Consider the following 13,095-nt stretch of genomic DNA (forward strand, 5'->3'; position numbering starts at 1 on the left):
GGTCCGCCGCAATCGTCGCCTCTGAACCCCTTGCGCAATGCGGGCGACACGGTTACGTTACCCGGCACCGGATTAAACGTGTAAGTGAAACGTGCAAGCCATCACCTTCGGGCGGCACTCCCCGATCCCCGAAGACGACAGAGGTCCGGGCACACAGAAGACCGGCCCGGGCCGCGGACAGCGTCCACAGCCTTCGGCCGGCCGCCGGGACCCGCGTCGACCCCACCTCCGAGCAGCGATGCGCCGAGCCGCACCCCTCCCGACACCACGGAGCACTCGATGAAGAGAAGAACCGTCCTCCACGCCTCGATCGGAGCGGTCGCGGCGCTCACGCTCGCCGCCTGCGGCGGCGGGAGCGGCACCGGCACCGGCAGCTCCGGTTCGGCCACGCTGACGATCGGCATGTCCTCGGCGCCCAACAGCCTGGACCCGGCCCAGATAGCCACCGGCCCCTTCGTGAACTACCTCGACCCGGCCTACGCCTCGCTGCTGACCCGCAGCGCCGACGGCGCCCTCGCGCCCGGTCTCGCCGACACGTGGGGCTACGTCGGCAACGGCAACACCGAGTTCAAGCTCCAGCTGCGCAGCGGCGTGAAGTTCGCCGACGGTACCCCCGTCACCGCCGCCGACGTCGTGGCCTCGCTGAAGTACATCCAGAAGGGCAGCGGCCCCGCCGCCTCGTACTACCGCCCCCTGGCCTTCTCCGCGCCCGACGGCTCCACGGTGGTGATCAAGAGCCCCACGCCCAACCCGGACATGGGAGCGCTGTTCACCCCCGCCTTCCTGGGTGGTGCCGTCATTAGCCCGGCGGGCCTGAAGACCCCCAAGAAGCTGGCCTCGGCGACCTTCGGCGCCGGCCCGTACGTGTACAGCGCCGCCCAGTCGGTCTCCGGCGACCACTACGTCTACCTGCCCAACAAGAACTTCTACGACCAGAGCGCCATCCACTTCAAGAAGATCACCGTCCGGGTCATCCCGAACATCAACTCCGAAGTGCAGGCTCTGAAGTCGGGACAGATCGACTTCATGTACGGCTCCCCGGACGTGGCCCCCTCCATCGCCGGCGACTCCTCGCTCACGACCCTCAAGAAGCCCACCACCTGGGCCGGTCTGTTCCTCCTCGACCGCGACGGCACCGTCGTCAAGGGCCTGGCCGACGCACGGGTCCGCCAGGCACTGAACTACGCCGTCGACCGGGTGGCGATCACGAAGGCGGTCTACGGCGACTACGGGACCCCTGTCGAACAGCCGGCGATGCCCGGATACGACGGCTACAGCGCCAAGGCCGCGAAGATGTACGACTACGACCCCGCCAAGGCCAAGCAGCTGCTGGCGGCGGCCGGTTACTCCGGCGGGCTCACCATCCCCGTCAACTACGGCTCCTTCGACCCCTCCACCAGCAAGCTCGTCCAGGCCGTACAGGACCAACTCGCCAAGGTGGGCGTCCACTTGAAGCTGACCGCCGCCACCAACTTCGGCGGCTGGATCAACGACCTGCTGACCAGGAAGTACGCGGCCACCGTGCTCTCACCGGGCCAGGGCGGCGACGAGAACTTCTACGCCCAGCAGGCGGGGTTCACCAAGACCGGCATCATGAACGTCTTCGGCGTCCAGGACGCCGACGTCGACGCCGCGTTCACCAAGCTCGCCGCCTCCGACAAGCAGTCCGCCGGAGCGGCCGCGCAGGCCCTCACCGAGGTGATCACCCGCAAGGCGCTCGCCCTGCCGGTGTCCGGCTCCGACACGATCATCATGTACAACGCGAAGCTCAAGGGCGTGAAGTTCGTCCCGGGCACCGCCTTCGCGACCTCCAACACCCTGTGGACCTCCCGGTGACGAGGACCGATGCTGCCGATCATTGTTCGTAGACTCGCCCTGTCCGTCCCCCTGTTGGTCGTCGTCTCCGCGATCACCTTCCTCCTGGAGTCGTTCGTGCCGGGCAACCCGGCACGCACACTCCTCGGTCTCAACGCGACGCAGGAGCAGTACGACGCGCTGCGGGCCGCACTCCACCTCGACCAGCCGGTCATCGCACAGTACGGCCTCTACCTGCGCGGTGTGCTGCACGGTGACTTCGGCACCTCACTGTTCACCGACGAGTCCGTGCTCGGGCTGATCGGCCAACGGCTGCCGGTGACCCTGGCGTTGGTGATCGGCGGAACCGGACTCGCGGCCCTGGTGGGCGTGTTGCTCGGCGTCCACAGCGCGACACGCGGCAGGTTCAGCCGCCGCCTGGTCGACGTGGTGTCCCTGCTGGGCGGCGCACTGCCCAACTTCTGGATCGCCCTGCTGCTCGTGGCCCTGTTCGCCGTCAAGTTCGCCGTCTTCCCCGCCACCGGCTACACCCCGTTCGCCGAGTCCCCCGGCCAGTGGGCGGCCGGCCTCGTCCTGCCCGTGGTCGCCCTGTCCATCGGCGGTGTCGCCTTCATCGCCAAGGTCACCCGCGACGCGATGCTCACCACCCTCGGGCTCGACTACATCCGAACGCTGCGCGCCTGCGGGATCGGGCCCTCCGCCATCATCTGGAAGCACGCGCTGCGCAGTTGCGGGTTGCCGGTGGTGACCACCTTCGGCCTCACGATGATCACCTTCATCCCCGGCACGATCCTCATCGAGAACGTCTTCACCCTGCCCGGCCTCGGCACCACCGTCGTCAACGCCACCAACCAGCACGACCTGCCGGTCGTGCAGGGAGTCGCGCTCGCCTTCACCGCCATGGTGATCGTGGTGAACCTGCTCGTCGACGTCCTCTACGGCCTCCTGAACCCCAAGGTGCGTACGGAATGACCACAGTTGAGCCACCCCCGACGGCACCCTCGCGGGCCAGGAACAACCCCTTCGCGGGGATCTGGCGCCGTCCCCTCACCGCCGCGGCACTCCTGGTGATCCTCGGCATCACCGCCGCCGTGGTCCTCGCCCCCGTCCTGGCCCCGCACCCGCCCCTCGCCCAGGACCTCCTGCACGCGCAGGCCGGACCGTCGGCCGGGCATCCGCTGGGCACCGACGGCCTCGGCCGCGACGTCCTGAGCCGGTTGCTGTACGGCGGGCGGCCCACCCTGGTCGGCGTGGGCCTGGCCGTCCTCGTCTACGCCGCCTTCGGCATGACGCTCGGCCTGGTGGCCGGCTACCTGCGCGGCTGGACCGACCGGGTCATCGTCGCCGTACTGGACGTCATGCTGTCGGTTCCCGCCGTCATCCTCACGCTGGCCGTCCTCGCGATCTTCCACCAGAGCAACGCCGCCGCCATGATCACGCTCGGCTTCTTCGCCTCCGCCAACCTTGCCCGGCTCATCCGCGGCTCCTGCCTGGCGCTGCGCGAGGAACTGTTCGTGGACGCCGCCAGGGTCTCCGGGCTCGGCTCGGCACGGATCACGGCCCGGCACATCATCCCGGGTCTGACCGGTCAACTGCTCGTCCCCGTCTGCCTGTTCGCGGGCAACGCGCTCGCCATCCAGACCGGCCTGGGCTTCCTCGGCCTCTCGACTCCGGCACCGGCGCCGAGCTGGGGCGGCATGGTCTTCGACGCCGCGCAGGTCATGGAGCAGGACCCCTATCTGCTCCTCGTCTCCGGCGGTGTGCTCGGCCTGATGACCCTGGCCTTCGGGCTGCTCGGCGACGGGTTGCGCGATCTCCAGCAGGACCGGAAGCGGGCGACCGGCGGCCGGATGCGGCGACCGGAGACCACGGTCGCCGCCGAAGACGCCGTCGCGCCCTCGGACGGAGCCGTGCTCACCGTCCGGGACTACTCGATCGCCTTCGCCACCGGGCAAGGGCAGCGCGATGTCGTCGACTCCGTGAGCTTCAGCGTGCGCCCGGGCGAGATCTTCGGCCTGGTGGGGGAGTCCGGCAGCGGGAAGACGGTCACCGGCCTGTCGCTGCTCGGACTCCTGCCGCCCAACGGCGCCGTGACGGGCGGCTCGGCCTGGCTGGCCGGCACACGGATCAGCGGTCTGCCGGAACGCGAACTGCGGCGCATCCGCGGCCGCGAGATCGCCCTGGTCTCCCAGGAGCCCATGATGGCCCTCGACCCCTACTTCACCATCGGCTCCCAGCTGTCCGAGGTGGTCCGGCGCACCGCTGACACCTCCGGCGGGAAGGACGCCGTACGCCTGCGGGTCCGGGACCTGCTGACCAGCGTCCACCTGCGCGACCCCGACGACGTCGCGCGCCGGTACCCGCACGAACTCTCCGGAGGCATGCTCCAGCGCATCGCCATCGCGATGGCACTGGCCGGTTCACCGAAGGTGCTGATCGCCGACGAACCCACCACGGCACTGGACGTCACCGTGCAGGCGGGCATCCTGGACCTGCTCCGGACGCTCCGCGACGAACGCGGCATGGCGATCATCCTGATCACGCACGACCTCGGAGTCGTCGCCGACACCTGCGACCGCGCGATCGTCATGGAGCAGGGCCGGATCGTCGAGGAGGGCCCGGTCGAGGACATCTTCTACCGGCCTCAGCACCCCTACACCAGGACACTCATCGACAGCACCCCCAGCATCGCTCGGACCGAGGGCAGGATCGCGTGACCGGAACACCCGTACTCCAAGTCGACGGCCTCGCGGTGCGCTACCCGTCCCGCGGTTTCCGCAAGCCCCCGACCACGGTCATCGAGGACGTCTCCTTCCAGGTCGGACACGCCGAGACGGTCGCGCTCGTCGGCGAGTCCGGCTCGGGCAAGACCACGATCGGTAAAGCGGTCCTGGGACTGACCCCGGTCAGCGCGGGACGCGTCCTGCTCGACGGCCGGGACATCGCCCACCTCACCGGACGGGCCCGCCGCCTGCTGTCCGCCGACCTCCAGGCCATCTTCCAGAACCCCTACGGCTCCCTCAACCCGTCGCTGCCGGTGGGCCGGATCCTGGCCGAACCCCTGCTCACCGGCTCGGCGTTGCCACGCCAGGAGGTCCACGACCGCATCGCCGAGCTGCTGCGCCGCGTCGGCCTGCCCGAGGACGCGGTCGACCGCTACCCGGCCCAGTTCAGCGGAGGCCAGCGCCAGCGCATCGCCATCGCCCGGGCGGTGGCCCGCCAACCCCGGATCATCATCTGCGACGAGCCGACCAGCGCCCTCGACGTGACCACGCAGGCCGCCGCCCTGAACCTCCTCACCGAACTCCAGCAGACCCTCGGATGCTCGTATCTCTTCATCACCCACGACCTCGCCGTGGTCAAGGAGTTCGCGGCGCGCACGCTCGTGCTCCAGCACGGACGCATCGTCGAGGAGGGCACCGGCGTCGACGTGTGCGACCGCCCGCGCCACCCGTACACCCGCCGCCTGGTGGCCGCCGCCCCCGTCCCGGACCCGGTCCTGCAACGCGCCCGTCGCAAGCAGCGGACCGAGCTCGAGGCAACCGCACGATGAGCCGCGGGGGGAGACGATCAGGCGGACTGCCTGATGCGGATGCCGAGTTCGTCCTGGACGGGCTCGGTGGAGACCGGCTTCCCGTCGAGGGTGTCGACCACGCGGCGGGCCATGTTCCGCGCGATGGTGTTCGTGTCGCGGAAGACAGTGGTCAGCGGCGGCTGCGCCAGCGACGCGTTGGGGATGTCGTCGACACCGATCACCGCCAGGTCCTGCGGGGCGCGCAGACCGAGGTGGCCGAGGCCGGCGAGCACCGCGAGGGCGATGTCGTCGTTGAAGGCGCACACCCCCGTCACCGCCGGCTCCTCGGCCCGCCACGCCTTCACCGCTTCGGCGGCCCCCCGGGCCTCCAGCGGCACCGTCCGGACGTCGGGCTCGGGCAGGCCCAGCTCGGCGCAGACCTTGCGGACGCCGTCGAGCCGCGGCTGTGCGAGGACGTCGAGCCCCGGCAAATCGGGGTAGGCGTAGCCGAGGCGCCGGTGCGCCGCCGCCAGGTGGCGGGCCTGTACGGCGCCGATCGGCTGTTCGGACACCAAGGGGGCGGGCTTCTCGCCCGGGACCGTGCCGTGCATCGCCATGACCACCTCGATCCCGGCGGCCCGCATCGCCCGGGCCTCCGGCTCGGGGAAGTCCTGGAGCGCCAGGACCGCCGCCGGCGAAATGGACTTCCACAGCTCCCGCAGCGGGCGGGCCGGGCGGGCCGACGAATGCACCACGAAGGTCAGCCCGTGCTCGGCGAACGAGTTGGTCAGCCGCTGGATCAGCTGGCCGAGGACGTGCTCGATCGGCCAGTCCGGCAGCAGCCCGAGCACGATGTCCGAACGGCCCATCCGCAGGGCTCGCGCGGCGGCCGAGGGCGCGTAACCGAGCCGGCCCGCCGCTTCCCAGACCCGCTGCCGGGTGGCCTCGGGGATCTTCTGGTGCGGAGCGTCGTTGAGGACATAGCTCACGGTCGCGCGGGACACCCCGGCCTCCCGCGCCACATCCGCGCTGGTCACCCGTCTGACTTCGGACACCCCGGTCACCAGCCCCGCCCTCGGATCCGCCTCTTGTCAAAGCCCATGGCCGGGGTTAGCTTACCTGCCGGACCGGCCTCACTGGCACGCGTAAGTGAAACGAGTAGGCCGCCCCTCGGCACATGTCCGGCTCAGGTCGGAACGACCTGCGGCCAGGCCCCCGCCCTGTTCCCCTCGAGGAGGCCACATGTCCGACGTGAAGGCCCGGGCGAGCAGCCCCTGGAAGACGGCGGTCCTCGCGGGCATGGCGTCCTATCTGGACGCCGGAGCACTGGTGACCTCGGGCATCGCGATCGGCGGCTACTACGCGGCTCCCCTCGGCCTCGGTCCGGGAACCGTGGGCACGCTGCTGGGGCTCCAGACCCTGGCGTTCGCGGCCGGCGCGCTCTTCGGAGGCCGGCTGGGCGACCGGTTCGGCCGCCGGAGGATCTTCACCTTCTCCCTCCTGCTCTACGCCGCCGGCACGGGTCTGCTCCTCGTGGCGACCGGACCGGTTCCGCTGTACGCCGGTGTCCTGGCCACCGGTGTGGCCATAGGCGCGGACCTGCCCGTGTCGCTCGCGCTGGCCAACGAGGAGGCGCCGCCGGGCAGGAAGGGCACGATGGTGGTGTTCTCCGGCATGCTCTGGCTCGCCGGCATCGTCGCCGTACTCGGCCTGAGTTCCTTCATGGGCGCGCAGGGCCTGCGCGGCGGCCGCATTCTCTTCGCCCACCTGCTCCTGGTGGCGATCGTGGTCCTGCTGCTGCGCCGCACCCTCGCCGAGTCCGCGGAATGGTCCGCCGCACGGCACACCGACTCGCACCCGACAGCCGATTCCGAGAACGTCGAGTTCAGCCGCGTCAGGGAGCTGTTCCGGCCCCCGGTCGTCCATGCGCTCCTCGCGACCGGCCTGTACTACGCGGCCTGGAACCTCGGCGCGAACACCCTCGGCCAGTTCGGCACCTTCCTCTGGACCGCCCTCGCCGGGGGAGAAGTCGAGCAGTTCTCCCGGATCGCCCTGCTCGGGCTGCCCGTCGGCTTCCTCGCCGGGTTGGCCTTCCTGCGGGTCATCGACCGGCCCGCCCGGTACACCTGGTTCGCCGTCGGCTCGGCGTTGATCGTCGTCGCGTGGGCGCTGCCCGCCCTGTTCGGCGCCAACAGGTTCACGCTCGTCGCCGTCCTGCTGCTGTCCGGCCTGGGCAACGCGTTCGCGGGGGAGGCCGTGTACAAGGTCTGGACCCAGGAGCTGTTCCCGACCCTGCTGCGCGCGACCGCCACCGGAGTGACCATGGCCTTCACCCGGGCCGTCGCCGGACTCGCGGCCCTGGGCACGCCGGCGTTCGCCCTCGGCCACACCCGCCTCTTCTTCGGCCTGCTGTTCGGCTGCGCGCTGTGCGCGGCGGTGATCGGGCTGGCCTGGGTGCCGCGACTGGCCGTGGCGCCCGGGCCCGAACAGGGGCCTGCCGGGACGGCTGATCCCGTACCGCGCACCGCACCTGTGCCGACGCAACCGTCCGCTTCGCCGGCCTGACCCGGCCGCCCCTGCCCGTGGAGCCCTCCGCTCCGTCGGCCCGACCCACCGCCCTCCCTGTCGACGCGACCGTCCGCTTGGCCGGCCCGATCCGGCCGCCCACCCCGCGCGCGGAAGCGTCCGCCTGACCCGTCCGACCCGGCCGCCCTGCCCGCGCGTGCGGAACCGTCCGCTTGACCCGCTTGACCCGCTTGACCCGCTTGACCCGCTCGACCCAGCCCCCGCCCGCGGAGCCTCCGCCTCGCTGGCCGACCCGTCGCCCGGGCTCCGGCCGTGGCCGCGAGCCCGTGGACACCACCCGTTCGTACCCCGGCCCCCGCGACCACGGCGCCACCGAACCCACCACGAGGAGACCCCGGATGACCATGCGCCCCCCGCCCTTCGACCGCGAACTCGCCGCTGAGCTCGACGCGATCCACGTCTTTCTGCCCCCCACGATCACACCGGACATGATCGCGGACGGCAGGCGGACGGACGGCCCCTTCGCGCCACCGTCGAACGAGGAACTTGCCGGCGGCGGTGTCTTCGAAGTCCGGGAAGAGACCGTCCCCGGTCCGCCGGGCGCACCGGAGGTGCCCCTGCTGATCTGCCGGCCCACCGCCGCGACCGAACCACGCCCGGTCGTCTACACCATCCACGGCGGTGGGATGGTGGCCGGCACCCACCGGCTGGGCATGCCGCTCGACTGGGCGGAGGAACTCGGCCTGGTCGTCGTGTCGGTGGACTACCGCCTCGCCCCCGAGCATCCGCATCCGGCCCCGGTGGAGGACTGTTACGCGGGGCTGCTGTGGACGGCCGAGCACGCCAAGGAGATCGGTGGCGACCCGGACCGCATCATCCTCGCGGGCGGCAGCGCCGGCGGCGGTCTCACCGCGGCCGTGGCACTGCTCGCGCGGGACCGCAACGGCCCGCGCGCGATCGGCCAGGTGCTGATGTGCCCGATGCTCGACGACCGCAACGACACCCCCTCCGCCCACCAGATGGCGGGCCTGGGCGTGTGGGACCGCACGTCCAACGAGACGGGATGGAATGCGCTCCTGGGCGACGCCCGGGGCACCGAGGACGTGTCGCCGTACGCGGCACCCGCCCGCGCGCACGACCTGTCCGGGCTGCCTCCGGCTTTCATCGACGTCGGTTCGGCCGAGACCTTCCGCGACGAGGACATCGCCTACGCCAGCCGCATCTGGCAGGCGGGCGGCAGCGCCGAACTGCATGTGTGGCCCGGCGGTTTCCACGGATTCGACGGCATGGTGCCGCAGGCCGCCCTGTCCCAGGAAGCCCGCGCGGCAAGGCTGCGGTGGCTGCGCCGGCTGCTGGGGGAGTGACCCCCGCCGAGCGGGGACCCCGGTGTGCGGGGACCCCGGTGTGCGGGGACCCCGGAATCTCGGCTACCGCTTGCGGACGGTGTACGTCAGGTGCGTCACCCGAGCTGACCCGTCCGTGCGGGACTGCGTCAGTGTGAGGCGGTCGGGGTCCACATGGTCGAACAGGCGGATGCCGGTGCCGAGGAGCACGGGGGCGAGGGTGATCGAGAACTCGTCGATCAGGCCGCTGTCCAGGTACTGCTGGATCGTCTCGGCGCCGCCGGCGATGCGTACGTCGCGGTCGCCGGCCGCCTCGCGGGCCTGGAGCAGTGCGCTCTCGATGCCGTCGGTGACGAAGTGGAAGGTGGTACCGCCCGGCCGCTCCCACGGGTCACGCCCGGTGTGGGTGAGGACGAACACCGGGGTGTGGAACGGCGCCTCCTCCGGCCATGCCAGCTCGCCCGCGTCGAACATCCGCCTGCCCATGACGCTCGCGCCGGTGCGCTCGTACGTCGCTCGCGCCAGGTCGTTGTCCGGTCCCTCCTCGCCGCCGTCGCCGAGCCCGAGGTTCTCCCGGAACCACCGCAGCGGGAACATCCACGCCTGCAACTCCGACCACTGCGCCATCCAGCGCCGGGCCCGCGGGTCGTCCCGGCCCGCGGAGGAGAAGACGACCTCGGCCGGCACGTCCTCCGGCGCCATGAAGCCGTCGAGCGACATGGTCACGCTGAAGACACCTTCCCCGGCATCAGTCGTCCGCCCCCTTCGGTGCGGTCCCGGTCCGGGTGAGGTCGGCGACGTAGGCCGCCAGGTTGCGCAGCGTCTGCTCGCCGCCCTCGACCGCGTGGTACTTCTCCACCGCCTCGTCGCGGAGTTCCCTGGTGGGGAACACGGTGCGCATCGCGATCCGGGTCCGCTCGCCGAGGGGCTCGAAGGTCAGGACCGTCTCGAAGGCATGGGGGTCCGTACGGGACTCGCCGTGGAGCAGCTCGATCCGCTCCGGCGGGACGATCTCCCGCCAGGTGATCCACTCCTGGTAGTCGGTCCCGTCCGGCCCGTGCATCACGAAGTCCCACTCCCCGCCGACGCGGAACTCGAAGGACCGCGTCGTGGTGGTGAACCCCTCAGGGCCCCACCACCGCGACAGGTGCCGGACCCCCGTGAACGCCTCGAACACCAGCTCCCGCGGGGCGTCGATCTCCCGGGAGATCAGGATCTCGCGGTCCGCGGACGCGGGCTCGCCGCCGTTACTCGTCGTCGCCATGGTGTGATCCCTCCTGCTCCGCCTGCTTCAACTCCCGTACGTATGCGTCCAGTCGGTCGAAGCTCTCGTTCCAGAACCGCTCGAAGCCCCCCACCCACTCGTGGATCGGCCGCAGTCCGCCGGCGTCCAGGCCGTACAGCCGCTGCTTGCCCGCCCCGCGGACCTTCACCAGGCCGACCTCGCGCAGGACCCGCAGATGCTTGGACGCCTGCGGCTGGGTCATCCCCAGGTCCCGTGCCAGGTCGGTCACCGGTCGCTCGCCGGTCCGCAGCAGCACCAGGATCTCCCGCCGCTGCGGTTCGGCGATCGCGTTGAACGCGTCCGAGGTCGTCGCCGCTCGTGCCATGGCCTCATCATATGCCCATATCGGCATGCGTCAACGGTTGGCTTGACCCGACCCCCAACGACTGACGCGTCGGCCGCCCCGCTCTTCCTCGCGGCACCCGACCCCCGCGTTCAGTAGAAGTACGTAACGGACTGCGTATTTCACGGCGGACGGCGGTCGCGGCCGCGGGGATGTCGGTGCGGGCGTCTACTGTGCCGACCATGGAGACGATCTACCGGACCTGGGCGGAGACGGTCGCGCTGTTCGAGGAGCGCGGGTTCCCGCAGGAGACCTACGACAGCCTGTACGAGGACGAGTACATCCTGCACCCGGGACCCGCGGCGCTGCCCGGCTCGCTCTGGCTGGACGATCACCAGTACCGGCACCTGAACCCCTGGATCAAGGCGGGCGGCAGGCCCGAGTACGAGGGGATCGACGGCGCGGTCACCGGATACGTCATCGACGGCGACCTGCACGTCGACGGCAACATCCTCAACCTGGAGGACGGCAGCCCGTCGCTGATCGTGCTCGGCGATCTCACCGCCGCCAACCTCGTCCTCACCGGCTCGTCGTACCTCCTGGTCCAGGGCGACATCGAGGTCGAGACCTTCGTCGGCAACTCCACGGACCAACTCGTCGACGTGCAGGGGGACTTGCGGGCCGCGCTGGCGGTCCTGTGGGACGAGTTCGTGCCCGAGATCGGCGGCCGGCTGCGCGGACGGGCCCTGGTTCCCGACTATCTCGACCTCGACGACCACGGCGTGACCGTCGAGGATCCGGCGCCGCACGCTGCCCTCTCCGACCTCGTGGTGCCCGAGATCCTCCTGGCCGGCGGCGAGGACCCCGGCGACGACACCCACCTCGCCGAAACCCGCCTGCGCTACGAGCACATGATCGACCGGCTGGTGCGAGGCCTTCCCCTGATACGCGGCGGCCGCGCCGTCGCCCCCTTGGAAGAACTCCCGCCGGTGAAGTGAGTCGCCCCGGAGGAAAGGGAGTTGAAGCCTGACGGCGGGGGAGTGGCGACAACTCGCTTACTGGGGTTGACGGTGAGGTGGCGTGCGGTCACCTTGAAATACGTCGGCGGCGTGGGAGCGCTCCCGCGCCGCAGCGTCAGGCCGCCGCACCCGCACCTCGTTCGGACCGTCCCCCACCGAAGGATGGCCACATGCAGACGCCCCCGCCCCGTCACCTGTCCCGCCGGACCCTGGTGACCGCCGCCGCTGCCGGTCTGGTCGCCGGTGTCACCGTTCCTTCGCGGGCCTCCGCCGCCTCGACCCGGTTCCACACCGTGGGCCGCGTCGAGGCCGCCGCCGACGGACTCGTGCGGTACAGCTGGCCCGGGATCTGCTTCGAGGGCCGGTTCCGCGGTACCGGCGTCGGCCTCGTCCTCGACGACTCCGTCAACGACTACGACGTACAGATCGACGGCAGGACCACGACCACCCTCGTGACCCCCGGCCGTACCACCGCCTGGATCAGGGGACTCCCTCACGCCGAGCACCGCGTGCGGCTCGTCAAGCGAACCGAAAGCCCTTGGTCCGAGGGCCGGTTCGGCGGCTTCGTGGCCGCCCCCGGCGGCACGGTCCTCGCCCCGCCCCCGCCCCGGCGCAGACAGATCGAGTTCATCGGCGATTCCTACACGGTCGGCTACGGCAACCTGTCCACGACCCGTGACTGTTCGGCCAACGGGGGAGTCGACCGCAACACCGACGCCGACCTCTCCTTCGGCGCCCTCACCGCCCAACGCCTCGGCGCCGACTACCAGATCAACGCCTTCTCCGGCCGCGGCATGGTCCGCAACTACAACGGCAGCAGCCCCGGCACCGACTTCCGCACCTACTACGACCGGGCCCTGCTCGCCGTGGCGGGAGACGTCTGGCGGAAACCGGCGAGCTGGCGACCGCAGGTGGTCGTCGTCGGACTGGGGCTCAACGACTTCTCGACACCCCTCAACCCCGGCGAGCCCTGGGCCACGCAGACCGAACTGGTCACGGCCTACGAGTCCGCCTACCACGGCTTCCTCGACACACTGCGCGCCCGCTACGGACCGCGGACCCTCCTGCTCGTCAGCGCCACCGCACTGGGCTCGACCCCCTTCGCGGAGACCGTCGAGCGGATCGCCCGGACCCGTAACGCGCGCGGCGACGACCGGGTCGCCCACTGGTACTACGACGACCCGGCCCTGGACCACCTCGGCTGCGACTGGCATCCCTCCGCGCAGGACCACCGGATCATCTCCGGACTGCTGGCGGACCGCCTCGCCGCGCTGGAGCTGTGCTGGTAGCGCCGCCTGTGGTCAGCCGAT

12 protein-coding genes are annotated in these 13,095 nt (G+C 71.1%); 8 read left to right on the forward strand and 4 right to left on the reverse strand.

Annotation, left to right across the window (positions count from 1 at the left end; all coding sequences use genetic code 11):
• The first annotated feature begins 279 nt into the window (after nucleotides 1-279).
• Genes AC2XR2_RS39695 through AC2XR2_RS39710 form a run of 4 tightly spaced genes read left to right on the forward strand, consistent with a single transcriptional unit; the run spans nucleotide 280 to nucleotide 5,368 of the window.
• Entirely contained in the window at nucleotides 280-1,836 is a 1,557-nt protein-coding gene (locus tag AC2XR2_RS39695; protein ID WP_491517762.1) for an ABC transporter substrate-binding protein, read from the forward strand.
• Between the two features lie 9 nt (nucleotides 1,837-1,845).
• Complete coding sequence (locus tag AC2XR2_RS39700; protein WP_330262742.1) at nucleotides 1,846-2,787, forward strand: ABC transporter permease; 942 nt, start codon at nucleotides 1,846-1,848, stop codon at nucleotides 2,785-2,787.
• Entirely contained in the window at nucleotides 2,784-4,532 is a 1,749-nt protein-coding gene (locus tag AC2XR2_RS39705) for a dipeptide/oligopeptide/nickel ABC transporter permease/ATP-binding protein (RefSeq protein WP_491517763.1), read from the forward strand. The genes AC2XR2_RS39700 and AC2XR2_RS39705 overlap by 4 nt, the downstream gene beginning before the upstream one ends.
• Entirely contained in the window at nucleotides 4,529-5,368 is an 840-nt protein-coding gene (locus AC2XR2_RS39710) for an ATP-binding cassette domain-containing protein (RefSeq protein WP_381306188.1), read from the forward strand. Before AC2XR2_RS39705 ends, AC2XR2_RS39710 begins: the two co-directional genes overlap by 4 nt.
• 17 nt (nucleotides 5,369-5,385) lie before the next feature.
• Here the strand turns inward: AC2XR2_RS39710 and AC2XR2_RS39715 are convergent, their stop codons facing one another.
• Complete coding sequence (locus AC2XR2_RS39715; protein WP_491517764.1) at nucleotides 5,386-6,384, reverse strand: LacI family DNA-binding transcriptional regulator; 999 nt, start codon at nucleotides 6,382-6,384, stop codon at nucleotides 5,386-5,388.
• A gap of 187 nt (nucleotides 6,385-6,571) precedes the next feature.
• Between AC2XR2_RS39715 and AC2XR2_RS39720 the strand changes: the two genes are divergently transcribed.
• Together AC2XR2_RS39720 and AC2XR2_RS39725 are read left to right on the forward strand one after the other, a co-directional pair.
• Entirely contained in the window at nucleotides 6,572-7,894 is a 1,323-nt protein-coding gene (locus tag AC2XR2_RS39720) for an MFS transporter (protein WP_491517765.1), read from the forward strand.
• Between the two features lie 359 nt (nucleotides 7,895-8,253).
• Nucleotides 8,254-9,219, forward strand: a complete 966-nt coding sequence (locus AC2XR2_RS39725) for an alpha/beta hydrolase (RefSeq protein ID WP_491517766.1) — start codon at nucleotides 8,254-8,256, stop codon at nucleotides 9,217-9,219.
• 63 nt (nucleotides 9,220-9,282) lie between these two features.
• Here AC2XR2_RS39725 and AC2XR2_RS39730 read toward each other — a convergent pair whose 3' ends face one another.
• The 3 genes from AC2XR2_RS39730 to AC2XR2_RS39740 are packed head-to-tail and all read right to left on the reverse strand — an operon-like array spanning nucleotide 9,283 to nucleotide 10,808.
• Nucleotides 9,283-9,918 carry a dihydrofolate reductase family protein gene (locus tag AC2XR2_RS39730; protein WP_491518581.1) on the reverse strand — a complete coding sequence of 212 codons (636 nt, stop codon included), beginning with the start codon at nucleotides 9,916-9,918 and terminating at the stop codon, nucleotides 9,283-9,285.
• Between the two features lie 28 nt (nucleotides 9,919-9,946).
• Nucleotides 9,947-10,462 (reverse strand): SRPBCC family protein, encoded by a 516-nt coding sequence (locus tag AC2XR2_RS39735; protein WP_491517767.1) that lies wholly within the window; start codon nucleotides 10,460-10,462, stop codon nucleotides 9,947-9,949.
• Nucleotides 10,446-10,808 carry an ArsR/SmtB family transcription factor gene (locus AC2XR2_RS39740; protein WP_491517768.1) on the reverse strand — a complete coding sequence of 121 codons (363 nt, stop codon included), beginning with the start codon at nucleotides 10,806-10,808 and terminating at the stop codon, nucleotides 10,446-10,448. Before AC2XR2_RS39740 ends, AC2XR2_RS39735 begins: the two co-directional genes overlap by 17 nt.
• 200 nt (nucleotides 10,809-11,008) lie before the next feature.
• Between AC2XR2_RS39740 and AC2XR2_RS39745 the strand changes: the two genes are divergently transcribed.
• Together AC2XR2_RS39745 and AC2XR2_RS39750 are read left to right on the forward strand one after the other, a co-directional pair.
• Nucleotides 11,009-11,764: a bactofilin family protein gene (locus AC2XR2_RS39745; protein ID WP_491517769.1), complete on the forward strand. Its 756-nt coding sequence runs from the start codon at nucleotides 11,009-11,011 to the stop codon at nucleotides 11,762-11,764.
• A 191-nt stretch (nucleotides 11,765-11,955) separates the two neighbouring features.
• Nucleotides 11,956-13,074 (forward strand): SGNH/GDSL hydrolase family protein, encoded by a 1,119-nt coding sequence (locus tag AC2XR2_RS39750; protein WP_491517770.1) that lies wholly within the window; start codon nucleotides 11,956-11,958, stop codon nucleotides 13,072-13,074.
• Nucleotides 13,075-13,095 lie beyond the last annotated feature (21 nt).

It is taken from the genome of Streptomyces sp. LS-MS-L19 (assembly GCF_058382285.1).